The sequence below is a fragment of the Chryseobacterium sp. CH21 genome (genome assembly GCF_004119445.1).
In the GTDB taxonomy this organism is placed as follows: Bacteria; Bacteroidota; Bacteroidia; order Flavobacteriales; family Weeksellaceae; genus Chryseobacterium.
The window spans coordinates 20,590-45,114 of the sequence record NZ_QICI01000022.1 but is presented as its reverse complement, the minus strand read 5'-3'; the positions used below and the strand labels follow the sequence as shown (position 1 = coordinate 45,114).

Here is a 24,525-nt window from a genome sequence, read left to right as displayed (position 1 = left end):
AAACGGAATTGAAGTAATGCTCTACATGACAATGATTGCTTCTATGCTGCTCTTGATTTACAAAAAAGTAAACAATTTAGGATATAAAACAGCTAAAAGGCGCATCGCTATGGAACTTCGGGATATGATTACCGCAATTTTAATAATATTTGCGGGGGGTGATCCTGCAAAAGTCTTCAAAACTTAAAACATAAAAAATGGTCGGAAATTTCTTCCGACCATGACTACCTTAAGGCGCTTTCTCTATTTTTTAACAATCTTATGTATCGTAGAACTTGCAGATGTTTTAATCTCAACAAAATAAGCTCCGGGATGTAATGTCTGAACATTAATCTTTAATTCCTCAGAGGTTATCACTTTCTGTCCTGTTACAGAATAGATGTTCACTTCTTTCAGTTTCTCAGCCGTTTCAATTTGAATAAAATCACTTGCCGGATTAGGATAAATACTGAATTTTTTCTTTGTCACAGAAGAAATTCCTAAAGTCAACTGTGCTTCTGTTGGAGTAAATGGCCTTCTTTGTCCGAAACTTAATCCAAACCAATCATTGTTATTGAGCTGTACTTGAGATAAGTTGGCTTTTGTTTGCCAGCTTGATAAATCTTTTCCTTTATATAACTTCCAGCTGTCTGATCCGGAAGTATTTCCAGCAAAGGAGTTCAATGATAGAGTAGTAATCTGGTTGTTTGCTGATGTAAAATTAAAATACGAAATCTGAGATTGAATCAGTTGTAAAGCCTGTTCAGCAGTTATACTTCCGTTATATTTAATTCCAAAAACAAAAGAATTGGCATTTCCATTAACGTTGTCTGTGCCGAAATCAACAACTAAAAGACTTTTATTAGTTCCTGTTCCCACCCAGTTCGTAACCTGAGACGGAGTAAACCATGCAGAACTGTAGGCTGGAACGGGAGGAGAGGGAGGAATATCGTAATGATCAAGGCCATATGTAACCCCATACCATTTTCCGTCCACTAAAGGAGTATAATCTACACCATTGTTCCATGTCATGTTTGATGAACTGGATCCAGACCATGTTATCCAGCTGTCATCAGTAGTGGATGTGTGATGATTATAATTCAGAATAGAAAGATATCCTGTAGGAATGTCAACCTGCATGTTGGATTCTGCTGCCACAATTGCATTGATAAGATCTTCCATCAACAGGCCATCGCCGTCAAAGCGGTATCCCCATGCATACGAATTGGGAGTACTGTTGTCATTAAAATCAGCAATGAAATATGCTTTTTTTGAGCCGGTTCCTACCCAAAATTTAATGTCGTTTTCTGTGAATTGGGCCGACAATACCTGCATGCAAAGCAGTAAGAAAAAAGATAGATTTTCCTCATGATATAATTAATTTAAAGTTTTATTCCCGAAACTTATTTTCAGAGTAGAAACATGTCTTTCTCTGAATCAGGTATTTTAAGGCAGGTCTCCTGGCTCACATCTTACAGTTTCCTTCCCGGATTTTAAGATCCAGTGGTAATTTTATACCGTAAGTTTAAACAGTTTACAGTTGCGGGTACAGCTCAAGATTTGATTATTATTCTCACTTGATTCCCTATTAATGAACATTGTTCAGCCTTAAAACGCTGCAAATATATCATATAAATTGTTGAATCCGTTTTGTGAATTATCTTTTTTCAGTTCTTCTTAAAAATTTGATTTTCATATTATTTAATGATTGGATTGGAATATTGAAAATTTGTTTTTAAAGATTGTTTTTTGCTGTGTATGCTTAAACTATTCGTGGATTATAATGTTAAAATACAATTATCATTATATTCAAGATCAGTTTACAATCAATTGATACTTTCGCAGCCATAAAATAGCATATGAAAAAATTACTATGGTCTGTTGGAGTACTGGCAGTATTAGCTTCATGTAAAAGTGATGATGATACAAAAGGAATAAATCAGGATATCAATTATTATAAACTCCCTCAGGAATTTCCGTTTACAAAATTAGCTACAATAAGCGGAGTGGATGTTATCAACGGAGGTTTTGGATCCGGAGCTGCTGCTCATCCTACAAGAAAAGGTGAATTCTATGTCATTACAGATAGAGGCCCTAATACCGACTTCCAGAATGGGAAAAAGTTTCTTGCTCCTAACTTTACTCCAACCATTATGCATTTTAAAATCAATGCTGACGGGAATGTAGAGGTAATTAAATATATCAAACTTAAAAATCCATCCGGACAGCCTATTACAGGACTGCCAAACCCTATCGGAATGGGAAGTACCGGAGAAGTTGCTTATGATGCTTCCGGAAATGTTTTGGGGACGGATAATTATGGTCTAGACAGCGAAAGTATTGTTGCTGCTACTGACGGTACATTCTGGGTTTCTGATGAGTATGGTCCGCACATCGTACATTACAGTGCAGATGGAGTAGAAATGGAGAGAATAAGCCCGATTGGTGTAAATACAGGACCAAGAAAACTGCCTGCTGTTTTGGCTAAAAGAAGAGCCAACAGAGGAATGGAAGGACTTTGCATTACTCCTGACGGAAGAACACTGGTAGGGACAATCCAGTCGATGATGCTTGTTCCCAGCAAAGCCTTGGCTACGAATACCACTTTAACGAGAATCGTGACATTTGATATTAGCACAGGGCAGACCAAACAGTTTTTGTACAAACAGGATGGGGGAGCCTCTGACTCAGTTTGTGATATTACGGCTATCAGCAACAATGAATTCCTTGTAATTGAAAGAGATGGAAATTTCGGATCTCAGGGAGGAATCAAAAAGGTATACAGAATCAATTTGAGCAATGCAACGGACGTAAATGGAACCGATATTAATGCGGTGGACGGAATGAAAATTAACGGAAAAGCTTTAGAACAATGCTCTTGGGATGAAATTACCAATGCAGGAATAAAATCTGTTACCAAAACATTAGCCGTAGACCTGGTTGCAAAAATAGGCTATGAGCATGATAAATTTGAGGGAATTGTGTATTTAGGAAATAATAAACTGGCTGTTTTCAATGATGATGACTTTGGAGTAGTGGATGATGGAAACGGAAATCCAAAAGCTAAAATTTTACCTAAAACGGGTAAAGTAGACAAAGGAACAATGTATATAGTCGATATTCAATAATTAGACTTTTTGAGCGAAAAAGCGGCGGAATCGAAGAGACTGATGCGCTTGAAATCAAATGAAAACCCTTGAAACGAGTTTCGTGTAATGACGGATCTTTTCAGGGGTTTTCTGTTTTGTTATATTTCGTATTTACGGCTCAAAATTTCAAATTTTCTCATTGAATTTCTTAAATGTTGGAAAAATGTTGGAACAAATCCAACGTTGAAATTTTGAATTTGCTCGTATATTATGAAAATAAATTTATTTAACCAAATTTTAACACGTGACAATTTGTCCGATTGTGAAAATTTTCGTATCTTTGCACTCCTTAAAAACAGAAGTTACAACAACTTTTTAAAATCAAACAATTTATGTTAAAAACAAAATTTTTTGTCAGACAAACGTCTGGCGAGGTAACGCCTATTTATGTGCGTGTAAGTAATGGTCGAGCGTTCGACTTAAAAGTAGCAACTAAAGAAACCTGTATTACTTCCCATTGGGACAGTGATAATGGAATGATGAAAGAGAGATTTTTCGTTGAGCAAAAAGGTAAATTAGTAGAGAAAAGAGATGGAGCTACAAGGACTTTATTTCTTGAAAGTAGAGAAGTCAATGCAAGGCTTCAAGATTTGAGTAAAAGGATTGAGAAAGCCTTTAAAGAAGCCGATAGAGTAAAATTTAATACAGAATGGTTAAAAAATGTAATCAATCCGCCTGTTGTAGAGGAAAATACAGTTCCAGATGATTTTGTGTCATTCTGTCCTGTATTTATTGAACAAAAGAAGCATGAAATCTCCAAAGGTTACATTATTAAAGTAAACTGTCTAAAAAGGATTATCGAGGAGTTTTTAAAACATAGTAAAAAGAAGACTTTGAAATTCGGTGAGATTAATTTGAAATTCAAGGTGGATTTTGAAAAGTATTGCTATGAAGTGATGGGGTATTCAGTAAATTATACTTCTACGAATCTTAGGTTACTACGAATTATTGCATATCAAGCGGAAAGAAGCGGAATTAAGCTACATTCTCAAATTAAATTAGTTAAGTCAAAAGAAGAGAAAACAGTCTTTCAAATTTTAACTCCAGCGGAGCTAACGAGTATTGAGAATCACAATTTTGAAGAAACGGAATTAGACAACATCCGTGATTGGTTACTAATTTCTGTTTACAGCGGTCAAAGAATTTCTGATTTTATGAGATTTAATGCCGAAATGTTAACTAAAGAGAAGTTAGAAAACGAGAAAGAAAGCTACTTTTTGAACTTTATTCAAGATAAAACAGGTCATGTACTACATTTGCCTGTTCATCCAAAGATTTTGGAAATACTTAATAAACGAGATTTTCAATTTCCTCCAAAATATGATGAAGATAAGTACAATCTATTAGTGAAAACAGTTTGTAAAGACGCGGGAATTACCGAAGTGTGTTACGGTGGGATTCAAAAAGAGAAAAGGAAGGTTTTTGGAAACTATCCGAAACACGAACTTGTTACCAGTCATATCGGAAGAAGAAGTTTTGCAAGTAATAACTACGGCAAGATTCCCACCCCTTTATTAATGGTAGCGACTGCACACAAATCGGAGGGAATGTTCTTGAGATATATTGGAAAAGTAGACCAACAACAATCTCACGCCCTTGCAAGTTATTTTAACAATTAATAATATGAAAAAATTAATAATACAGTATGAATAATTTATTAGAAAACACGCTTTTAAAGCACGATTTATTTTCAATTGATAAGTTTGTGTGTGGGTACGGAAATCTTGGATTTTTGCACGCTGAAATGAGCTTACAAATGACATTTTTTGACTGTAACGAAGAAACAGAAACTTCAGAGCAAGAGTATGACATGAACAACCACTTTCATGTGTATTTTATCAATTATGATAAGGTGCTTCCAATTTTTGACTTCGGAATGTTCTACAATGCAACAGTATCGATATTTTCGGAATTATCACACGGTTTCAGAAAAGAACTTAGAAATCACTTACTAACTATTAACGACTTAACAACAAAAAGACAAACTGCCTATGAAATAAAACTACATTTTATTAGTATTGGTGAAATTTTATCTTCACTTGAAAACCTTAACCCAATCCAACAAGAGGTGATTGATTACTTCCTAGCTCAATACAAACAAGAAATTGAGCATTTGGATAAATTATGCATACAGTATTCTGAGCCGTTTTCAGGCGATTCTACCGTGTCAAATGATGAAATACTACAATCTGTTATCGAAAGGATTGTAGACGAGAGAAGGGCTGATTTGACGGCTAAAATAGACTCTTTGGAAAAAAGATTGTTACCTAAACTTTTATCAATCAAAGAAGCTTCTGAATTCTTAGGGGTGGGTGAAACTACTTTTTGGAGAATGAGAAAAGCAGGGTTGATTCCAGAGTATATGCTTGGAGCGCAAGTATATTTTAAACCCAATGAGATTGTAGACCGTCTCGTACGAACGAATTAACCTATCTCTAAAGTAGGATTTTCTTTCCTACTGACCTACACACCTAAAAATTTTATTGAACGATTTCAAGCATTAGCAAGAGCTTATGTTAGCTACTGCTTTTGCTTGAAGTCTATTTATAACCTATCCTTATTTCTACTAAAGATTTGAGGGTTAACATTATATGATTAAATGAAACAAACAGTAAATAAAAATGAATTAATGGTTTTACTACCATTATCCCTTGATTATTCCCGAATTGAAAGAGAGGGAAACGAAAGAATTAAAGACTTCGATATGAACTGCATTAAGTTTATTGTCGGGCGTATGATTTATAGTTCGGTTGTGTTTGTAAAAACCACAGAAACAGAAAAATATAATCATCATAGCTTAATTAGCAGCAAAACTTGGGTTAAGCATATCGGGAAAAACTATTTAGATTACGTTCAACTTTTAATTGACTTGAAATACATTAATCGAAAATCTTATCTCGTTGGAGAAAACAGTTTTGGGTATGGTTTTTTAAAGCCTTACCGTTTTTCAAGAGTGTTTGCGGAAGTGATTCAAATTAAAGGTGCTGATGATTTGAAGTCTACCACCACAAAAACAAGCTACGTGAAAAAATATGAAAAGCCTTTAATTGATTATTTCGACTACACAAGGTTTTCAGTAGATACGAACTTAGCTGAAAATGATGTTTTTGAAGCCTATTTTATGGAAGGTAAATTTCCAATCAAGATTTCTCATGGTGAGCCAGAAAAAGAAGGGTTAGCAACCTATACCTATTATCTTATGGCAATGAAAAACATGGTGAAATTTATGAATGGGATTTACAGTTTTTCAAGAGGTAGCGGAAAAGTTGGAAAAGAATATAGAACAGTGGGGAGATTTTATAATCCGTTTGCAAGATTGAATAAAGAAATCAGGAAATTAATGTTTTATGACAATAAAAAAATTCACGAAATTGATTTGAAGAATAGTATTCCATATTTCTTATCTAACTATTTATCTAGTGTTAGATATAGAGTTAGTAAGAAGCGAATAGATAGAATAAAAGATAGTTTCCATATATATATGAATTCTAAATCTCTTAAAACCCTTATGGATACTGAGGTTACGGACTTCAAAAATTTATGTGTCTCTGGCGGAGTGTATGATGTTTTCATTGACAGGCTTATGGAAATCTACGGTGAAGAATGGGAGCGAACCTATAAAAGATTGTTTTTAGTGGATTATAACAACTGTTATGAGAAAAACAGAGAACTAACAAAGAAACTACTATTGGCTATGTTCTTTGCGAAAAACTCGCAATATGAGAAGGTTCAACAAGTTTTTGCCGAACGTTACCCTGTGATTTATGATTTTCTAAAAACTAAAAAGAAACAAGGCTATAAAAATATCAGCAAATTACTTTTTGAAATGGAGGGATTTATGATTATAGATGTGTTGGCAAAAGAGTTGACGAAAGATTACAGGCGTGAAATTCCCGTTTTTCCAATACATGACAGTATAGCGACTACAAGCGACCATGTAGAAGCTGTAAAGAACCGATTTAATGAGGTTTTTTATCAAAAGTATGGCAATGTGCCAACTTTGTCTATAACATAAAAAACAGGCTTAAAATTAGCCTGTTTTTTAACATGATACTATATTAAAGGCTTTCCTTCTGCCTTTAATTTTAATTTTTTCATATATTCATCATATTCTTTTTTCTCTTGTGGAGACATTAATTCATATTTTAATTTCTCTATTTCCTTCACTAAAAAATAATACCTGTCAAAATCGTTTTTATTTGCAGTTTCAAATTTTTTGATTTCATCTTCTGTTTGAAATCCTTTATCAAATAGTTTATTTTTTAAAACTTGAATTTCTTTCTTATAAGATTCAAAAATTTCTTTTCTGTTTGAATTTTCCATATACTTATTTTTCTATTAATTTAATTATTTTAATGTATTTTCCTTCAATAATTGGATGTTTATCCATATAAACACTTTCAACTTTAAATGTTGTTTCCGATTTAAACAACACTTCACATTCGGCAGGTAGAAATGAAGCGTCTTCTATCAATTTTCCATTTTTTCCAACAATTTTGAAAATTACATTATGGCTATTATTACTTGCTAACCAACCATGTAATACATCTTCAGAATACGTGGTGGATAAAAATCCTTTCTCTACAAAATCTTGTCCGACAACAAAAAGCTTTTGGATTTCTTCTTCAGTGAACTTTGCAGTTCTTTGTAACAATCCTTTATTATATATGGATGGAGGTAGTTTTTCTAATGCAGCATCCAAAAGCATTTTCATAGCTCCAATTTCTTCAGTAATATTTTCAGACCTTAAAGCCTTGTTTAGCATTGTATAGAGATTAGAAGTATAATATTTTATCATTGCTTCTAATTCTATTTCCATCCATTCTTCAAAGACTCTGTTCTTTTTTACTAATTCTAAACATTTTTGATAACTTATATGCTCTGAAATTATTCTTAGGTAATCCCGAAGCCCTTCAAAAATTTCGTCATAAGGCTTATTCCCTTCTCCAAATATAGCATCAATTTTCTTTTTAATCCATTCACCAATTTTTCCACTTTTTATGGCTTCCAACATTTCTAAAAATTCCTTTTCCAACCATTTGTAAAGGTCTTGTAATGAGTTGGCAATTTTTCTACCTAAATTTTGAGAAAATTGTATTCCTTTTGAGCCTAATTGTTCTGCTTTAGCAGTTATTCTTCCGATTTTTGCAGAAGCTTGTGCAACTAAAGAACTACCGCCTGTAAAATACGCAATTATTGCATCTAAAATTAATTCAAAAGCAACGGCTCCAATGAAATAAGCCCAAAAGTATTCATTAAGGTCTGAAAATTTCTTTTTTAAACCGTCTACGACTTTGGAAAGCTCCTTCCAGATTTTACCATCACTAAAGAGGTTTTTGACTCCTATTAAAAACTCTTTAGAATTTTGGGCAAATAAATCTACAAAATCTTCAATAAACTCCAGCTTTTCCTGATGTTTTGCCAACTCTAACGGACTCATTTTTTCCATCTCCAAAAATGGAATTTTATCCGTAACCATTGCTAACAGCATAATAACGGTTTGAGCCAAAGAAATTAAACCGTTGAGCAGACCACATAAAAAAGCGTTAATTTTTGCAACTTCTCGATCGACTTTCTCCACGATAATTGCACCAATACCTGAAAAAACCTCCAATATTTCATTAAAAAAAACTTTGAGCTTGTTATAGACGTTTTTTATACTTTCAGGGATATTATCTTCAATGAAATTTTTTAAATAGAAAACAACAGCTAAGAAAATATCATCCGTAATAGTAGGTGTTGCCTTTACTACGGTTGTGACTATTGCCAAAGAAACCTCTTCAAAATAGTTGGCAAACTCTTTAAATCTGCTAAATCCTGCTGCTGTAATTTCAGAAGCGTTTTGCATGGTTTTATATTCTTGGGCAGCAATGGGAACAGGAATAATCGGCTTATATTTCACTTCCTGTTTTAAGAAACCACTTGTTCCTATTTTGTTTTGATAGGTGCTGTACATCGGGTTTACATAATACTTGATGTAATCATAATTTTCCTCAGTAAATTTCCATTTCTCAATAGCCTCTATGCCTCCTCTAAGCCAATCAGCCAATTGATTATTTAAAGAAAATACCTTTTCAAAGGCTTCATTCAATTTGGTTTGTTCTGCAATTTCCAAATAGATTGCACCCTTTAAAAGAGTTTCGTTTATCTTTGTATCATCTGCAAGTTCTTTAACAAGATTGTCAAACCCACTTACTGTTATTGATTCTGTTGGTGTTACATACGTGGTGTTTTGATTACTACTATAAATTCTGTTAAAGAAGTCTTTGGCATCTTTTCCCATTTTCACCCGACAGGCAGTACCAAAAAAGTTACTTTTTTAGGGTCATCTTCTTCATGGAAAACTTTAAATTGTTTCTCTTCTACCTCCTCTTTTTCGTATCTATCAAACACTTCAACACCACTCTTACATAGTATGAAAGTATATTTTATGCGATCTGTTTCTTTAGTTTCGGGGATTTTATCGAAATCTTCGGGAGGAACAACAAATGTTTCAAAAAACACACTGTTTTTTCCATAAGGACTGTCAAGGTTTCTACTCAAGACATAATCTAATCTTTGCATCATAATAGTGAATTTTAATTATTATGAGCCAAATGTAAGTGCCTATAACGTCAAAACCTGTCGCATAACAAACAGGTTTGAACTATTAACATTTTTCTTTCTCAAAATGCTTTTTTAGCGCATTAATACCGAGTTTCAACCCTAGCATGAGGTAGTAAATGCTACCTACATACAAAATAAGGAACGCAAACAGTGTCATAATAAGCGATACATCATCCCAAATGCTGTATGGTCTAAATTTGATTGCTGGAAAACAACTTGTTTGCACTTGTAATTTTAGTATCATTTTGCATTGTTAAAAGGATTTTTCCCTTCGCGCATAAACACAGTTCCCATTTTTTGATATTGGATTGGTTGTCCTTTCACACAGGCTGTATAAATCCCACTACCGAATCCATTTTGCGCTCTGATTATAGTTACCTCTTTTTCATCAACACCGTTGTCAATGGCAACAAATTTCTTTAATCTGTTATTTTTGATTGGTTCTTTGAAATCTTTCGGCAAATCACATTCTTTAGCTGTTTGTGATTCTTTCGGTTTTTCTTCCTGTGCGAAATACAATGTTGGTAATGCGAACATTAAAGTAAAATTAATTTTTTCATGTATTTAAAATTTTAAGATTATTCCAATTCGATTTTCATCATATATTTTAAGAATGTTTGCTCGTTCGGATATGTGAACGAAACAAGGTTTTTGAGAATTATATTGAGAAAAATTCCCACCGTCAACTTTAACAACTGTATTTAGGATTCCGTCACCCTGCTTTTGAGATTTGACAATAACGTAAGTTCCCGAATATACGGAGTAGGGATAAATTGTAATTTCAAACCTGTCTTTATAAACCTCTGCTGTTGCAATCTGAATAGGTTTAAAAGTTATTTCATTGGTAAATTTGATTTTGCTGTAATTGAAAACGAGTTTTTGTGTCAATGGATTTCCCCTTTGATTCCTGACTTGCTCGTTAAGGTTTCTGGTTTCTTCTTCGGCTCTAATTTCCTTTTTGCTCATGAAGTAACCAATGGCTAAAAATGATATTATACCAACAATTCCCCAATTAATTTCGAGTTCGCCCCTTCCATTGCTTGAACAGGATATTGCTATGAACAGCAAAGAAGATAAAATTGATAAATTCTTCATATCAATAATTTTGTCCTCGTAATCGTTCGATTGTTCCTGAAAAAATGGAACTACTGATATTGCTGTACTTTTGGTAGGTTTCAAATAAAATATTGTAATCCTCCAATCTTCTGTCTTGGATCGCACCGAGTAATTCATGACCCATTACAATGAAGTAATCTCTTTGATTCGGGGTTAGGCTTCGTAAATCAATTCTTATAAAGTGTTGCTCATAATTTGACATAGCAACATCATTCAACTCAAATATTGAAAGATACTTGTTGAGGATTTTCTGTTGATTTAATTTTTTTGTGAAGTCTGTAGCATTGTCGGAAATTGCTTTTACGACTGTTAGCATTGCGAGTTTTTGCCTTTTGTTAAGGCTTCTTACTGTGTCTGTTGAAAATAAAATACCCATAAATTTTTATGCTGGTTTTAAGCAAAAAAATAAGCGTGAGCAAATTCACGCTTTGTTAAAAAGGTATTTGGCGTAACCTAACAAACCAAAGCAGAACAGCCCACGCCATAGCGTGAGTGTCCAACTTTATTTGCTCGGTTTGTTATTTTTAAAATCGCCAAATTTTATTTAACAAAGCAAATAAGTCTACACTTATTTATTTCCGTTGATGTCTTTGCGCAAACTACAAATTTTGTGCCTTATTAATTCAATTCAAGCTTGAAGAAATTTAATAAATCATTTTTGAATTGAATTTCTCTTAGGTCTATATCTTCTTTAATCCAATCGTTTTTATGATAGTTGCTTAAATCTTTTACAACAGCAATATTGGAAAGATCATATTTTTGCTTTTTAATTCCAAAATACCCGTTTCCTGCTTGGATATTTAATTTTTTCTCAAATACAATTTTGTTTCCAAACCTATCCAAATTTAGTACTGCGTCATCAATGTTCCAGCCATTATAATTGGTGTCTTGCCATTTCTTAGGAAAAATATGCTCAATATCAAAAGTGTCAGGAATAAGCTCTATTTGATCTGTATTTAAATATGCATGAAGTAATAGCAGTGCTCTTGAAAGTCTTGATGAGGACTGCCTATCAATTTTACTACTTAACTGCTCTTCATTAATTGTAAATCTGAAATTAAAATTATCTTCGTTTTGAATAGCGATACAGGTTCCATAAATATCATCTTTTATGGCATTTACAGATGGAGCATCAATAAACTTTGCAAATAAAAATGCTATGTGTTTTTTAAGAACTTTAATAAGATCAGTATCAAATTCTTTGCTATTTTGATGTTTTAAGAAAAAAACACTTATCGGATATTTCCAATATTCATTTGGATAACAATTTAGACACTGTAAATATTTTCTTGATGTTTTAGAGATTTCATAATTATTATTTTCAGGTTCGATTTCTGAATTAATATATCTCCAAAATTCTGCTAAAGCCATTATTTCAGCCATTAAACTTTCATCTTTCAATCTCTTATATTGTTCCTCGGCATAAAATTTTCTCAGACCAACTTCTTTGGATTTATCATTATTTCTAGCTCTTAAAACGTGGGTGTAATATCTGAAAATATCATCAATTGAAACCTTTGCTTCTTTACAAACTTGGGTAAGTGCTTTCCATTTATTTGTAAACCCTTTTCTCATTTCTATCGTTTGCAGATTTCTGTATATTTGAGCTTTGAAAATATCTGAATCTGAAAGAGGTAAACCTCGATCATTTAAAGTTGAAAAAATAGTTAATGCTACTTCTGAGGTATCACATTCTATTGGTAAAATAATACACTTTTGTAAAATAGTTATGCATAATTGTTTCCACTGCATTGGATGAATTTCAGCATAATCATCACATTGTTTTTAAAAATCTATAATTTATAGAGTAATTGTCAGTTGCATTCTCACTACTCAGGCCTGTTTCCAGTATCTTATGGAAAGTTTCATTATCCTCTTCTGTTGCAACTTCGGAAATAATATGAATTTTCGTCTTATCAGAAACTTTTGTTGATATAGGATTAATATCCCAGATACAAGGCTCAATTTGTGTTTTTAAGCCTCTTACATCGTCATCTTCAGTCATTACCTCTAGCTTCCTGTAAAATGCTCTTAAAAGCAAGAAAAAAGAAGTTATTCTTTGTTGTCCATCAATAATTTCTGAATTCTCCCCATTTTTGAATGATACAATTGTTCCTAAAAATAGTCGGCACCTCTTTTAGCATCAGTATTTGCAAAGTTTTCGATGTCGCTCCATAATGTTTCACATTTTTCTAATGTCCATTTATAAGGTCTTTGATAATCAGGTATAATGAACTTTTTATCCTGCATGTCACTAAAAAGTTTGCTTATACTTTTTTTGCTCACATGTAATTCTGCCATGGTTATTTTATTTATTTTTTATGAAAAATTTATAGTCACATCTTTGTCATTTACTATATTATCAATAGAATCATTCAAAAGTGCCTTTAATAGCTTTGCTGTTTTGTCTAACTCGTAGATACCAGCTTTTTGATTATACTCATTGTCTTTATCTAAAAAATTAGTCAATGTAAACGTTTCGGATTTGTACTCGATGTTAGCATTGTGGTAAAGTAAAGCAATTTCTTTTTGTTTTTTTCTTCAAAGTTTGGAAAATTAATATCATCACTTTGATATTGTGTTAAGCTATTTGCACCTGAACCAGTTATTGCTATTTTATAAATGTGCTTATTCCACCTCAAGTTATTAAGAAACATTGCAATAAAAATATTTTGCTCAATATTTGCAACATCATTTTTAATAACTAAACTATCAATATTTGTTATAGTGTTTTCGATGTTTTCTGGGAAGACAACAACTCTTCCAAATTGAGCGCCTCTTGCTGAAAAAATGATTTCTCCTTTTGCTATCTTTTTTAATGATCCTGGATTACCCAAATAATTAAATTTCTCCAATGTTGAATATTCAGAAAAATTAGAAGATACAGCTAATTTATAAAAGCCATTAATATTACTATTAGAATAAAAACTCTCTCCAATATTGGAAATTTGCAGGTTTTGACCTCTGTTTACAGTATATCCTAGTTGTGATAACTTGAAAAATCCATCTTTGTAATTTTGAATTAAATGTTCATATTTCTTATAGTCAGGAGAATATCTTGCAGTATCAATTCTTCCAACTTCTTCTAATTCATTAAACCTTGGTAATTCAAAACTAAATTGATTTGGTTTTTGGTTTTCTAACAATTCAGTTTCTATGGCTTTTAAAATGGCTTTGTGTCGTTCTTTGATTAATTTTTCTTTGTTTATTATGGCTTGTGTTAAAACTTCAACAAATTTGATTACATTTTCTTCATCTTTATTTGGCATTGGAATTTTACAATCCAAAAACATTGTTTTTGCGTGTCGAATAGTTGCACCTTTCGGAACCATAGAATCCAATTGTTCTCTAAAAATGTTATGCTTTATAAATGCTAATAAATAATATTTATTTTTAATTACAGGTAATTTATAGATTGCACCTGAAAGCATGTAATTTGGATAATCTTTATCTAAAATTATTACTTCTCCAATATTGCTGTCTTTTGAAATCAGCAAATCGCCTTGTTTTAAATTCATTTCTATAAATGAATTTGGCATAATTGGCAAAGTTGTTTCGTTTGTAATTTCTGGTAAAAATGAATGTGCTTGTAGTGCTTTTGTTCTAATAAAATAATGTGTTGATTGTCCAATATAATTCAATGAACCAACTTCAACACCTAAATCTTTTCTTTGTAAACCCCTTTTCAAAAAGTCTTTAACATACAGAAAATTTTTATTAGGCATTATTAAATCCATATATTGAGAAGAAGATAAAGTGAAGTCTTTTTCAATAATAGAGTTGAAAGAGATTGAATTTGGTATTTTTCTATATGTATTACTCATAGTTACTTAACTTTTATAAAAATATCTTGCAAGGATTTTTCTTGTTTCAAGCACCATTTCTTAAAGTCAGCGATAGTCTCAGTAAAATCTTCATCAAGCAAAGCTCTACCGTCTTTGTCAATTTCTATTTCAAAGTTTTCATAATTTATTTTATAGTTTGGAGAAAAGAATTTTACTCGTTTACTTGTCTTTACTTCATAGCCTACTTTTTCAATGCCTTTAAAGTAGACTTCGTAATTTTGCGCTTTTAGCTTTGCAAGCTCTTTTTCATTGGGTTTGTATGCTACAATTATTGAAGTATTTACACCTGTTTCGGCAAATACATTGGCTGGTAAATCAAAAATGGCAACAATGCGCATTTTATCCATTAGCCATTTTCTTGCTATTTTATGGCTGTCGATACTAGCAATAGAATTAGAAAGTACAATGCCCATTCTTCCATTTTCTTTCAAAATGCGGTAGGCATTTTCGAGGAAAACAACTCCCAAATCTATTTTGGATTTAGATTTTGCTCCTTTCTTATGATTAGTTTGGATTATGGAATTATTTACATCTGTTTTTAAATCATTGACCAATAAGTCGAAATCAGATACTTTATTTCCATATAAATGCCAAAGTTCATAGCATTGTATCATTTCAAGATCTTTGTCGTCTTTTGGTACAAAGGCTCTATCTTCTCCAAAGGGAGGATTGGTTAAAACCACATCAAATTTTTTCAGTTGCTTTTCATCTGGTCGGTTATCCCAATTTCCTTTTTGGTTCATGCTTGGTATTAACTCTAGTACTTCACCTTTATGGTCAAATTTCGAAAGTAAAGAACCATAGCCTGCTTGTGCTTTTATTTTTGCGTTTCCATCACCATTTAATAACATATTTAATGTAGCAAGCATTACCATTTGCTCATCTATATCCATTCCAAAAATATTGTTATCATCTAATTTACTGTTTGAGTTTACGTAGGAAACTGAAAGGAAATCAGCAATTCCAACAGTAGGGTCAATTACAGTTTCACCATTTCTTGGATTTACAATGCTTACCAAAAAGTCAATTAATGGTAGAGGAGTTACAAATTGTGCATTTGCATCTTTTGAAAATGGTGTTGCAAATTTGTAAAATACCAATTGATAAAGATCAGTTTTATGAGAACGAACAAAAGAATAATCTTGAAATTGATACACAACCTCAATCAGTACTTTTATATGATTTTCATTTTTTGTATTTAATGGATTATCTTTTAAAATACGATAATACTCTCCTGAGGCTTCGGTTCGTAAATTATCAATCCTTTTAATAAATCCTTGTAATGTCTTATCGGCAAGTGTTTTGTAGTTTTTTTCTTCTTCAGTTATATAGAAATCCAAAAAACGATTGTTTAGTTTTTCGTTTCTTTTCTCATCAAATATTTTTTGCGAAAGAATTTGTATAAGAATTTTAAAGCCTTCTTGATCAACTTTTCCTACTTTATCCATTGTTCGTAAAATGGCACTCATAGCATTATTAATTTGTGTAGAATGTACTCCTGAAATAATGTCTAATTCTTTTATGCCTCTCTTTGATCGATCAATTGTTTTAGATTCAGTCCATTCTAAAATATCTTCAAAACTTGGGATATTAATATATGGGTCTGGAAGGTGTAAAGCCAAATCTTTGCTTTTACTATCTTCACCTTTAGTATTAAATTCTTCGCTATACCTTAAAAATTTATTGTTGTGTTTACGAAATAAATAAAGTCTTTCTGTATCATAAAGAACTGCTAAACAAAAAGGTCTTCTACTTTCATTTAAATAAGCTTTTAATTGCTTATCCCAAACATCTCCTATATTCTTATTATCTTCTTTTTTAAATTCTAATGCAACAATTAAGTGCTCTCGTAACCATTCTAAACTTTCATTATTTCCATTTTCGTGATAATCTTTATACTTATCAAACCAAGTGGTATCATCGAAAATTGCTCCATCAAGCTTTAGTGGTGCCGAAGATTTATTTCCTTTTGGAAAATGAATTTCTGTACCAATATAATCTTTAATATAAAGTCCTGATTGTATTATAGAATATAAAAATTGCCATTTGTAATATTGTTCGTTTTTGGTTCCATTCTTCTTTTTTAAATTTATCTTTTTTCCAAAGGATAAATGTGCTTGAATAAAGCATTCAAACTCAGCTGTATTTTCGTATTTATTATCAAAATCCTGTTTCGCTTCTGTAAAAGTCATATTTGAAATTGTTTTGCAAAAATATCATTAAAAATCTTCAATTTGAAATATTAAAAGATCTTTTTTATATGTGACGGTATAGGAGGTATCTATACAAAAGTACCCCACCATAGGGCAAGTTTTTGACAGTACCCCCACCTTTGGAAAGTCGGGCAAAAGTTTTCAGGCGGTCTAAAAACCTCAGCACTTTTTTTGAACATTTTTAGACTACAATCCAAAGTTAGAACAGATTTGAAGAGATTTTCTACGGATTCAAAATATTTATGCTATTTCATTGAATATCACCCTATTTTTATAACATTTGGCATAGTTTTCGACTACTATAAACCAACAAAAAACCCCGTCAATACTGAGAATATTGAGCGGGGATGTGTAAAATTTTAACGTGTAATTAAAACTTATCTACAATGACAAAGTTAACAAATTGTCTTGATACTTTCAGTATCTATGTCGGAACGTACGCAAAGTACAATGAAGGTTCAATCTATGGTGAATGGTTAAACCTCTCGGATTATTCAGATTATGACGAGCTTTTACAGGCTATGCAGGAACTACACCAAGACGAGCAAGACCCCGAATTTATGATTCAGGACCATGAATGCAGTCAATTCTTTATCAAACAAAAGCTAATCAGCGAATGCCATCTTTCAGCAAACATTTATGAAATAGCCGAAGAGATCAATAACTCAGATTATGATTTTGAGGTTATAGAAGCCTATGCAGAGTGCATGAGTTATTATCATGAGGACGTAAGCGACCTATTAGACAGTCTTTCAGATTCTTATTATGGTGAGTACAGTTCGGATGAAGATTTTGCACAGTGTACTTTAGAGCAGGATGGTTCAATTCCTGAAAATCTACCTTCTTATATCTGCATTGATTGGGAAGCAACCGCCAGACATTTGATGTATGATTATATGAGTTCTAACGGGTATTATTTTCGAAACTAATTACAATAATAATCTTTGCACCTTGCTTAAATGCAGGGTGCTTTATAACTATTTTAGAGATGAAAGCACGATATATTAGAGTTTCAACAGGAGCTCAAAACATCGCAAGACAGGAAGAGAGACAGGCGCAGGGAGAAAGAGTATTTATTGATATTGTTAGTGGTTCTACACATTTCAAAGACAGGGAACAGGGAAAAGAACTAATAAAAGCAATTGAAGATAATGAGATTAATTACGTCTCGGTAAGTTCTATTGACAGGCTCGGAAGAAATCTGTATGACATTCTTACTACTTTGGAATTTTTCAAAGAAAAGGGCGTTATTCTCAAAGTAGATAATCTCGGAATAGAAAGTTTGATTAAAGGCAAAGAAAATCAAGCATTTAAACTGATTATTTCTGTTATGGCTAACATAGCCGAAATGGAACGAGAAACCATTTTAGAACGTCAACGAGAAGGTATAGCACTTGCCAAAGCTCGGGGAACTTATAAAGGGCGTGAAAAAGGTTCTACGGAAAGTATAGAAGATTTCCTTTTCAAGTATAAAGAAGTGATTAAGAACTTAAAGAAAGGAAATTCTATCAGAGATACGGCTAAAATCTGTTCGGTCAGCATCGGAACTGTTCAGAAAGTCAAAAATAATATGTGATATGACAAGGGTAGACCACCCAAAGAAAATATAATTCTCACTATCGACACATCTAAAAGTAGCTGAAAAGTTACCATTTAAGTAAGATTAAAAACACATTCCCTTTAAAATTCTATATGTTTAAAATGGTACTTTATAAATGAGAAAGAAGCAGAAAAAAGATGTTTTGAGTTGGGGTAAATTCTTTGCACTATAATTAATCTATATGAATGTTTTTGTAAGTTCGGGCATAGAATTTGTATCTTTGCGGTAGAGTTCTTTAGAAGGGTTTGAAATTAAAATGTCGGAAAAAAGTCGGAATATTTCTGATTGAAAAAATCGCAATACACTATGAATAGACGCATTGCGATTTTAAATGACGGCATCGAAGATTCCGCCGCTTTTATTATATCTTACTGAAAATTCAACAGGGTTGGGTTTAGCCTAACCTATTTTTATTTCATACTATGAATTAAAACCCTCAATAATCTTAGAGAAATCCTCCAATTTCAAAGCTGCTCCTCCGATAAGACCTCCGTCAATATCCGGCTGAGAGAAAATTTCCTTCGCATTATCCGGTTTTACAGAACCTCCGTAAAGGATAGAAATTTCGTCAGCAACTTCCTGTCCGTACTTCGCAGCAATGATGCTTCTGATGTGAGCGTGAATTTCCTGAGCTTGCTCAGGTGTTGCCGTTTCTCCTGTTCCGATAGCCCAAACCGGTTCGTAAGCAATCACTACTTTTTTGATCTCTTCAGCAGAAAGCGTGAAAAGAGCTACCTCAGTCTGATTTTTTACAACCTCAAAATGTTGTCCTGCTTTTCTCTGTTCAAGAGTTTCCCCATTACAGTAAACAGGAATAAGACCTTTGTCAAGAGCTAATTTGATTTTTCTGTTACAGTGAGAATCTGTTTCTCCGTGGTATTGTCTTCTTTCAGAGTGCCCGATTAAAGATCCTGTTGCATCGATAGATTCCAGCATATCTGCAGAAATTTCGCCGGTATAAGCACCACTTTCATGCTCGCTCATATCCTGAGAAAATACCCCGATTTCATCCTTTTCAAAGACGTCTTTTGCCATCATTAAATACAATGAAGGTGGTGCAATCCAAACCTCACAATTGGTAGCATTGTTGTTTTTATAGCTTAGTAACTGAATCATCAATTGTTGTGCATCAATTACATTTTTGTTCATTTTCCAGTTTCCTGCAACTATTTTTCTTCTCATAAGATTTATATAGATTTATTTTAAATTCGTTTAGTGTTTATAATCCCCAAAGATTTTTCAGCAGAACATAGAACGTATGCTCCTCTTCAGTTACTTTATTATCAGCCTTGATCAGTGATTTTGCAAACTGAACAAACTTTACACGCTCATCCTCCGTAGAATCTTCGTGGAAACATCTTGCATGGAATTCAAAATGATCTTTCCATTCCTCAGGCTGCAGAAGAGCCAGTGTTTCAAGCTCATTGTCAAGGTTCATTCTGAAAGGAAATTCATCCGCCATGTATTGCTGTACCAGCATTCCTTCCTCAGGAGCAAACTCTCCGTCTACAGAAGAAAGGATCATTAATAAGTGATAACCGGCGATTGATTTATTTGATTTTTGCATGAGTTGTTGTATGTTTAAGTTTAGTGTTTAAATTTGATAGTTGATAGTTGATAGTTGATAGTTGATAGTTGATAGTTGATAGTTGATAGTTGGGTACAAATATTTCTCTTAGCCACCAATCAATTATAATTTATCATTCATCATTTATAATTAATTAACGTAGTCTTTTGCAGGCTGTTTATCTATAATTTTTCCGTTTTCAAGAATCAGCACAAATGGATTGCTTCTAGCAATGGTTTTGATGGCAGTTGCATCCATCATTGCATTTTTAATGGTTTTAAAAGTATTTGGATACGTAGAAATTCCATAGATAAGGGCTCCTTTCTGGGTATTTACTTTAGCTTCTACTTTCTGAAGAAGATCAGCAGGAACATCTTTCGGATGGTAAGAAAACACCAAAACAGCTTTTGGAGCGTTGATAATCTCATTGGTAATTTCCATTCCGGTTGTATCTTCAATCTTAAATTTTACGATCTCAGATTTATAACCTTCTTTGGTTAGTACAGATTCATTTTTTCCCTCTTCAATTTTCCATGGAGAACCTTCTGCCCAGTATTCTGTTTTTTTGATATAATCATCCTGATTTACTTTTACAACAGCTCCTGTTTTCTGATTTTTAAGAGAATAGAAAGTCTTATATTCAGAAGGATTTTTTTCAATTTTTCCTTTTTCAGCTTTAATGTCTGTCCCTATTTTATAATCACGGAAATCAATGATCGGTTCATGCATGATTCCCTGTGCCATAACGTAGATCATTCCTAGAGAAAATACAGTTAAAATGATATATTTAAATGTACTGGAAGACTCTTTCTGAGTAACTCCGTACTGATCTTTTTTACGGAAATCTTTTCTGTATAAGACAAATAATATGATTAATCCTACCAGAAGTACAACATCTTTAAGGAAACTCTGCCAAGGGGTAAATTTGATAGCATCTCCAAAACATCCACAGTCTGTAACCACATTGAAATAGGCTGAGTAAAAGGTTAGGAATCCAAAGAAAATACAAAGTGCGATTAATATGGATAAGGTAAATTTAAGCTTTAATTTTAACAGGAGCATAAATCCTAAAAAAAGCTCCAGTACTACAACGATAATCGAAAACAGCAGGGCAAACTTTTCTAAAAATGGCATGTTGAAAACCGGAGGTGCAAAATATTCTTCCATTTTGAAAGAAAAACCTACCAGATCCACGGCTTTCACAAAGCCTGAAAGGATGAAAATAACAGCAATAATAAAGCGTAATAAACCTTTGAGCATATTAAATATTTTTGGGTTCGAATTGATTTTCTTTTTCTGAGAACTTGATCAGGCAGAAGACAGCATAATTCAGCATATCAAAATAGTTGGCATCAAGCCCCTCTGAAACAATGGTTTGTCCCTGATTATCCTCAATCTGCTTAGTTCTTAATACCTTTTGATAAATAAGATCCGTAATCGAAGAAATTCTCATATCTCTCCATGCCTCACCATAATCATGGTTTTTTCTTTCCATCAAAGCCTTTGCCTCATTGGCATACTTGTCATACAGACCTAAAATTTCTTCTTTATTTTCGTTGAAATCATTGGAAAGACCTTTCTCCAACTGAATAAGTCCAATGATCGAGTAGTTCACAATGGCGATAAATTCATCTTCTTCACTCTCATCCACCATCTTTTTATCAGTCATCTGCAGCGTACGGATTCTGTTCACCTTGATATAAATCTGATCCGTAATGGAGCTCGGTCTTAAAACCCTCCATGCTGCACCATAATCCTGTAATTTTTTACCGAAAAGATCACGGCATTCACTGATAACTTTCTCGAACTGTACTGATGTTTTTAGCATAAATTTTCTTAATCTTCCAAATATACGAATTCGGTTTTAGATTTTTGAATTTGAAGAGCTGAGTTTGTAAGTGAGAGAGTTTGAGAGTGGGAGAGTTTGAGAGTTTCGGGATTCGGGATTCGAGTTTTTGGGTTAGAGAGTATTTTGAGGAAAGAGTTTCAAGATTCGAATTTATCTAGTTTTGAGCTTTAAAAGGGCTCATTTAGCATCCAACTTTCAGCTTCTAACTTTCAAGCTAATTTCTAACTTCTAATTTCTCATTAAAAACTCATAAATTACTAATTTTGCACTACAAAAATCATTCATCAATTATCATTTATCCCCACCAATAATAATCTCATGCTCTCGAACCTTCCAACTCTCCAACTCTCCAACGCTCCAACCTACTCAATCAACTGCAACGGTCGTTTAGTACAACTGGACACTCCAAAGATCATGGGAATTCTCAATATGACACCAGATTCCTTCTCTGACGGCGGAAAGTTCAATAATGAAAAATCTGCATTTGAACACGCCGAAAAGCTGTTGAAAGACGGAGCTGAAATATTGGATATCGGTCCTCAGTCTACACGCCCCAATGCAGAATTTTTAAGCGCTGAAGAAGAAATAAAGAGAATTGGAAATCTTATTTTCCTGATTAAAAAAGAATTCCCGGAAGCATTGGTTTCTCTTGATACCTTTTATGCAGAAACCGTGAAATTCGGATTCAATGAAGGAATTGATCTGATCAATGATATCTCAGGCGGTCAGTATGATCCTGAAATGTTTGATACAGCTGCTGAAACGAAGCTTCCTTACATTCTCATGCATGTAAATCCTTCCTACGAAACCATGCATGATAAAATAGAATACGATGATATTACGCTGGAAGTAAATCAATATTTTGCTAAAAAAACAAAAGAACTTTTAGAAAAAGGAGTGAATGATATTATTCTTGATCCCGGTTTTGGTTTCGGAAAAACTGTAGAAGATCAGATGAAAATGATCCACGAAGTTGAATACCTCGGATTCGGAAAATTTCCTCTTTTGATAGGCATTTCCAGAAAGTCATTTATCTACAAACCTCTCGGAAAATCTCCTTTGGATATCAATGAAGAAACCCAAGAACTTCATAGGAAAGTTTTGGAGCAGGGAGCAAAAATTATAAGAGTTCATGATGTGGCTTCAGCAAAGGAAACGTTGACTCATTTTTTACGAAAAAATAAAAAGTGTGAAAAAACTTGTGAGTAATTAAAAAGTTTATACATTTGCAATATGAATTTTACGAATCAGAAAAATATTATTGTCATTTCTATTATCGCTGTTGTCATTAGCAACAGTAAGGAAACGGCATTTTAAATAGATTTTAATTTAAATTATATATAAAACCGTTTCAAATTATGAAACGGTTTTTTGTTTTTAATTTTTTATAGTATAAAGAATATGTATCAGTTAGTATCAGTAATTATTATCGTCATTATTATTCCCTTGCGTTTGTGAGACGGAAGATGTATGACTGTACATATATTGAGCCCTCTCACAACGTGAGAGGGCTTTTTTTATTCCCATTTGTTAATTTTTTTAAACCTCTATAACATGTATTACAACGACGACACGACCATCTATTTTGACGGAAAATTTATGAAAGCGAAAGATGCCGGAACCGATCTGTATGGACAATCTCTTCACTATGGTTACTCTGTTTTTGAAGGAATTAAATCCTACAGCACAGATCATGGAACTCAAATTTTCAAAGCAAAAGAACATTATGAAAGGCTGAAAAGATCAGCAGAACTGATGCATATTCCTTTCGATTATTCCGTAAATCAGCTTACAGAACTTACCTATGAACTTCTGGATCGTAATGGGTTTACAGATGCTTATATCCGTCCATTGGTCACGTGTTCACCCAATATGTCACTTTCAAAAGGACAAAAATCTTACCTGTCACTTCTTGCCTGGGAATGGAATAACGGCTATCTGGCAGACAAAATGAAAATCATGACTTCCCCTTTTCAACGTCCTAATCCTAAAGCATTCAAGGTGGAAGCTAAAGTAGGAGGGCATTATGTAAACTCAATACTTGCGTGTCAGGATGCTAAAGACAAAGGGTATGATGAAGCGCTGGTTCTGGATGAAAACGGAAACGTTGCCGAAAGCTCAGGAGCCAATGTTTTCTATGAAAAAGATGGGGTTTTATATACTCCAGGTAAAGGAAGCATCCTTCCGGGAATTACAAGACAAACCGTTATGGAGATCTGCGATGAGCTTGATATCCCTGTAAAAGAAACCTTTTTTAAACCTGAGGAAATGAGAGGGGCAGATGCAGGCTTTTTCTGTGGTACAGCAGCAGAGATTGTTGCTTTACATTCACTTGATGATGTTCCTTTTACCAAAGACTGGGAAAACACGGCAAGTGGGAGAGTACAACAGGCATATTTAAAATTAGTAAGAGTTCTGTCATTGTAAATATTATGAATTTAAATATTTGATTATCAATTGAGTAATTCTGTTTTCTTAATAATTGAATATTGTAGTTTTTAGAAAAAATGAAAATGAAAAGAATATTACAAAATGTAGTTTTGGATCAAAATTTAGTAAAGAACTCTATTTGAAGAAGAGAAAAAGAATAGAAAATGTAGA

24 protein-coding genes, 1 pseudogene and 1 riboswitch are annotated in these 24,525 nt (G+C 33.0%); of the genes and pseudogenes, 9 read left to right on the top strand and 16 right to left on the bottom strand.

The features are described 5' to 3' along the window. A pseudogene (locus BOQ62_RS22345) lies at positions 1 to 187 on the top strand (IS4/IS5 family transposase); the annotation flags it as partial. A 56-nt stretch (positions 188 to 243) separates the two neighbouring features. Here BOQ62_RS22345 and BOQ62_RS03795 read toward each other — a convergent pair. Then, positions 244 to 1,314 carry a T9SS type A sorting domain-containing protein gene (locus tag BOQ62_RS03795; RefSeq protein WP_129037257.1) on the bottom strand — a complete coding sequence of 357 codons (1,071 nt, stop codon included), beginning with the start codon at positions 1,312 to 1,314 and terminating at the stop codon, positions 244 to 246. Positions 1,315 to 1,411: 97 nt separating this feature from the next. Continuing rightward, positions 1,412 to 1,605, bottom strand: a riboswitch (cobalamin riboswitch). A 233-nt stretch (positions 1,606 to 1,838) separates the two neighbouring features. On the opposite strand from BOQ62_RS03795, the gene BOQ62_RS03790 reads away from it, so the two are divergent. The 4 genes from BOQ62_RS03790 (at position 1,839) to BOQ62_RS03775 (ending at position 7,143) form a co-directional block, all read left to right on the top strand. After that, entirely contained in the window at positions 1,839 to 3,107 is a 1,269-nt protein-coding gene (locus tag BOQ62_RS03790; RefSeq protein WP_129037255.1) for an esterase-like activity of phytase family protein, read from the top strand. A 353-nt stretch (positions 3,108 to 3,460) separates the two neighbouring features. Beyond that, the gene (locus BOQ62_RS03785; protein ID WP_129037253.1) at positions 3,461 to 4,747 is read left to right on the top strand and encodes a phage integrase SAM-like domain-containing protein; all 1,287 of its coding nucleotides are present in this window, start codon (positions 3,461 to 3,463) and stop codon (positions 4,745 to 4,747) included. Positions 4,748 to 4,773: 26 nt separating this feature from the next. Beyond that, on the top strand, positions 4,774 to 5,556 hold the full coding sequence (locus BOQ62_RS03780; RefSeq protein ID WP_129037251.1) for a helix-turn-helix domain-containing protein: 783 nt from the start codon (positions 4,774 to 4,776) through the stop codon (positions 5,554 to 5,556). 171 nt (positions 5,557 to 5,727) lie between these two features. Next, positions 5,728 to 7,143 (top strand): hypothetical protein, encoded by a 1,416-nt coding sequence (locus BOQ62_RS03775; RefSeq protein ID WP_129037249.1) that lies wholly within the window; start codon positions 5,728 to 5,730, stop codon positions 7,141 to 7,143. Positions 7,144 to 7,181: 38 nt separating this feature from the next. On the opposite strand, the gene BOQ62_RS03770 is transcribed toward BOQ62_RS03775, so the two are convergent. From BOQ62_RS03770 to BOQ62_RS03730, 11 genes are all read right to left on the bottom strand, one after another. Next, the gene (locus BOQ62_RS03770) at positions 7,182 to 7,451 is read right to left on the bottom strand and encodes a hypothetical protein (RefSeq protein ID WP_129037247.1); all 270 of its coding nucleotides are present in this window, start codon (positions 7,449 to 7,451) and stop codon (positions 7,182 to 7,184) included. A 4-nt stretch (positions 7,452 to 7,455) separates the two neighbouring features. Next, positions 7,456 to 9,411 carry an ADP-ribosyltransferase gene (locus tag BOQ62_RS03765; RefSeq protein WP_129037245.1) on the bottom strand — a complete coding sequence of 652 codons (1,956 nt, stop codon included), beginning with the start codon at positions 9,409 to 9,411 and terminating at the stop codon, positions 7,456 to 7,458. Positions 9,412 to 9,413: 2 nt separating this feature from the next. Continuing rightward, the gene (locus BOQ62_RS03760) at positions 9,414 to 9,695 is read right to left on the bottom strand and encodes a hypothetical protein (RefSeq protein ID WP_129037243.1); all 282 of its coding nucleotides are present in this window, start codon (positions 9,693 to 9,695) and stop codon (positions 9,414 to 9,416) included. 279 nt (positions 9,696 to 9,974) lie between these two features. After that, the gene (locus BOQ62_RS03755; protein ID WP_129037241.1) at positions 9,975 to 10,271 is read right to left on the bottom strand and encodes a hypothetical protein; all 297 of its coding nucleotides are present in this window, start codon (positions 10,269 to 10,271) and stop codon (positions 9,975 to 9,977) included. Positions 10,272 to 10,298: 27 nt separating this feature from the next. Continuing rightward, complete coding sequence (locus BOQ62_RS03750) at positions 10,299 to 10,829, bottom strand: hypothetical protein (RefSeq protein ID WP_129037239.1); 531 nt, start codon at positions 10,827 to 10,829, stop codon at positions 10,299 to 10,301. A 1-nt stretch (position 10,830) separates the two neighbouring features. Continuing rightward, positions 10,831 to 11,226 carry a hypothetical protein gene (locus BOQ62_RS03745; RefSeq protein WP_129037237.1) on the bottom strand — a complete coding sequence of 132 codons (396 nt, stop codon included), beginning with the start codon at positions 11,224 to 11,226 and terminating at the stop codon, positions 10,831 to 10,833. Between the two features lie 242 nt (positions 11,227 to 11,468). After that, on the bottom strand, positions 11,469 to 12,602 hold the full coding sequence (locus BOQ62_RS03740; RefSeq protein ID WP_228413647.1) for an HNH endonuclease family protein: 1,134 nt from the start codon (positions 12,600 to 12,602) through the stop codon (positions 11,469 to 11,471). 22 nt (positions 12,603 to 12,624) lie between these two features. After that, positions 12,625 to 12,924 (bottom strand): hypothetical protein, encoded by a 300-nt coding sequence (locus tag BOQ62_RS23815; RefSeq protein ID WP_262708298.1) that lies wholly within the window; start codon positions 12,922 to 12,924, stop codon positions 12,625 to 12,627. Between the two features lie 41 nt (positions 12,925 to 12,965). Beyond that, positions 12,966 to 13,151, bottom strand: coding sequence for a DUF262 domain-containing protein (locus tag BOQ62_RS23810; RefSeq protein ID WP_262708296.1), 186 nt, complete (start codon positions 13,149 to 13,151; stop codon positions 12,966 to 12,968). A gap of 164 nt (positions 13,152 to 13,315) precedes the next feature. Then, positions 13,316 to 14,674 (bottom strand): restriction endonuclease subunit S, encoded by a 1,359-nt coding sequence (locus BOQ62_RS03735; RefSeq protein WP_129037235.1) that lies wholly within the window; start codon positions 14,672 to 14,674, stop codon positions 13,316 to 13,318. Between the two features lie 2 nt (positions 14,675 to 14,676). Further along, positions 14,677 to 16,887, bottom strand: a complete 2,211-nt coding sequence (locus tag BOQ62_RS03730; protein WP_129037233.1) for a class I SAM-dependent DNA methyltransferase — start codon at positions 16,885 to 16,887, stop codon at positions 14,677 to 14,679. A gap of 407 nt (positions 16,888 to 17,294) precedes the next feature. Between BOQ62_RS03730 and BOQ62_RS03725 the strand changes: the two genes are divergently transcribed. Together BOQ62_RS03725 and BOQ62_RS03720 are read left to right on the top strand one after the other, a co-directional pair. Next, entirely contained in the window at positions 17,295 to 17,837 is a 543-nt protein-coding gene (locus BOQ62_RS03725; RefSeq protein ID WP_129037231.1) for an antirestriction protein ArdA, read from the top strand. 59 nt (positions 17,838 to 17,896) lie between these two features. After that, complete coding sequence (locus BOQ62_RS03720) at positions 17,897 to 18,484, top strand: recombinase family protein (RefSeq protein ID WP_129037229.1); 588 nt, start codon at positions 17,897 to 17,899, stop codon at positions 18,482 to 18,484. Positions 18,485 to 18,928: 444 nt separating this feature from the next. Here the strand turns inward: BOQ62_RS03720 and tpiA are convergent, their stop codons facing one another. The 4 genes from tpiA to BOQ62_RS03700 form a co-directional block, all read right to left on the bottom strand. Next, on the bottom strand, positions 18,929 to 19,690 hold the full coding sequence (gene tpiA / locus BOQ62_RS03715) for a triose-phosphate isomerase (protein WP_129037227.1): 762 nt from the start codon (positions 19,688 to 19,690) through the stop codon (positions 18,929 to 18,931). Between the two features lie 37 nt (positions 19,691 to 19,727). Next, on the bottom strand, positions 19,728 to 20,075 hold the full coding sequence (locus tag BOQ62_RS03710) for a TerB family tellurite resistance protein (protein WP_034692300.1): 348 nt from the start codon (positions 20,073 to 20,075) through the stop codon (positions 19,728 to 19,730). Between the two features lie 150 nt (positions 20,076 to 20,225). Further along, complete coding sequence (locus BOQ62_RS03705; RefSeq protein WP_129037225.1) at positions 20,226 to 21,335, bottom strand: BT_3928 family protein; 1,110 nt, start codon at positions 21,333 to 21,335, stop codon at positions 20,226 to 20,228. A 1-nt stretch (position 21,336) separates the two neighbouring features. Continuing rightward, positions 21,337 to 21,903 carry a DUF1599 domain-containing protein gene (locus BOQ62_RS03700; protein ID WP_129037223.1) on the bottom strand — a complete coding sequence of 189 codons (567 nt, stop codon included), beginning with the start codon at positions 21,901 to 21,903 and terminating at the stop codon, positions 21,337 to 21,339. A gap of 435 nt (positions 21,904 to 22,338) precedes the next feature. Here BOQ62_RS03700 and folP point away from each other — a divergent pair, with 435 nt between their 5' ends. Together folP and ilvE are read left to right on the top strand one after the other, a co-directional pair. After that, positions 22,339 to 23,133 (top strand): dihydropteroate synthase, encoded by a 795-nt coding sequence (gene folP / locus BOQ62_RS03695; protein ID WP_410494176.1) that lies wholly within the window; start codon positions 22,339 to 22,341, stop codon positions 23,131 to 23,133. Between the two features lie 345 nt (positions 23,134 to 23,478). Then, positions 23,479 to 24,351: a branched-chain-amino-acid transaminase gene (ilvE, locus tag BOQ62_RS03690; RefSeq protein ID WP_129037219.1), complete on the top strand. Its 873-nt coding sequence runs from the start codon at positions 23,479 to 23,481 to the stop codon at positions 24,349 to 24,351. Positions 24,352 to 24,525 lie beyond the last annotated feature (174 nt).

Coding starts and splice junctions, on each gene's coding strand:
- BOQ62_RS03705 (WP_129037225.1), bottom strand. CDS start 21,335: ATGCTCAAAGGTTTATTACGCTTTATTATTGCTGTTATTTTCATCCTT.
- BOQ62_RS03745 (WP_129037237.1), bottom strand. CDS start 11,226: ATGGGTATTTTATTTTCAACAGACACAGTAAGAAGCCTTAACAAAAGG.
- BOQ62_RS23810 (WP_262708296.1), bottom strand. CDS start 13,151: ATGGCAGAATTACATGTGAGCAAAAAAAGTATAAGCAAACTTTTTAGT.
- BOQ62_RS03765 (WP_129037245.1), bottom strand. CDS start 9,411: ATGGGAAAAGATGCCAAAGACTTCTTTAACAGAATTTATAGTAGTAAT.
- BOQ62_RS03725 (WP_129037231.1), top strand. CDS start 17,295: ATGACAAAGTTAACAAATTGTCTTGATACTTTCAGTATCTATGTCGGA.
- ilvE (WP_129037219.1), top strand. CDS start 23,479: ATGTATTACAACGACGACACGACCATCTATTTTGACGGAAAATTTATG.
- BOQ62_RS03770 (WP_129037247.1), bottom strand. CDS start 7,451: ATGGAAAATTCAAACAGAAAAGAAATTTTTGAATCTTATAAGAAAGAA.
- BOQ62_RS03710 (WP_034692300.1), bottom strand. CDS start 20,075: ATGCAAAAATCAAATAAATCAATCGCCGGTTATCACTTATTAATGATC.
- BOQ62_RS03755 (WP_129037241.1), bottom strand. CDS start 10,271: ATGTTCGCATTACCAACATTGTATTTCGCACAGGAAGAAAAACCGAAA.
- BOQ62_RS03750 (WP_129037239.1), bottom strand. CDS start 10,829: ATGAAGAATTTATCAATTTTATCTTCTTTGCTGTTCATAGCAATATCC.
- BOQ62_RS03720 (WP_129037229.1), top strand. CDS start 17,897: ATGAAAGCACGATATATTAGAGTTTCAACAGGAGCTCAAAACATCGCA.
- folP (WP_410494176.1), top strand. CDS start 22,339: ATGGGAATTCTCAATATGACACCAGATTCCTTCTCTGACGGCGGAAAG.
- BOQ62_RS03760 (WP_129037243.1), bottom strand. CDS start 9,695: ATGATGCAAAGATTAGATTATGTCTTGAGTAGAAACCTTGACAGTCCT.
- BOQ62_RS03785 (WP_129037253.1), top strand. CDS start 3,461: ATGTTAAAAACAAAATTTTTTGTCAGACAAACGTCTGGCGAGGTAACG.
- BOQ62_RS03740 (WP_228413647.1), bottom strand. CDS start 12,602: ATGCAGTGGAAACAATTATGCATAACTATTTTACAAAAGTGTATTATT.
- BOQ62_RS03735 (WP_129037235.1), bottom strand. CDS start 14,674: ATGAGTAATACATATAGAAAAATACCAAATTCAATCTCTTTCAACTCT.
- BOQ62_RS03730 (WP_129037233.1), bottom strand. CDS start 16,887: ATGACTTTTACAGAAGCGAAACAGGATTTTGATAATAAATACGAAAAT.
- BOQ62_RS03795 (WP_129037257.1), bottom strand. CDS start 1,314: ATGCAGGTATTGTCGGCCCAATTCACAGAAAACGACATTAAATTTTGG.
- BOQ62_RS03700 (WP_129037223.1), bottom strand. CDS start 21,903: ATGCTAAAAACATCAGTACAGTTCGAGAAAGTTATCAGTGAATGCCGT.
- BOQ62_RS03775 (WP_129037249.1), top strand. CDS start 5,728: ATGAAACAAACAGTAAATAAAAATGAATTAATGGTTTTACTACCATTA.
- BOQ62_RS03780 (WP_129037251.1), top strand. CDS start 4,774: ATGAATAATTTATTAGAAAACACGCTTTTAAAGCACGATTTATTTTCA.
- tpiA (WP_129037227.1), bottom strand. CDS start 19,690: ATGAGAAGAAAAATAGTTGCAGGAAACTGGAAAATGAACAAAAATGTA.
- BOQ62_RS03790 (WP_129037255.1), top strand. CDS start 1,839: ATGAAAAAATTACTATGGTCTGTTGGAGTACTGGCAGTATTAGCTTCA.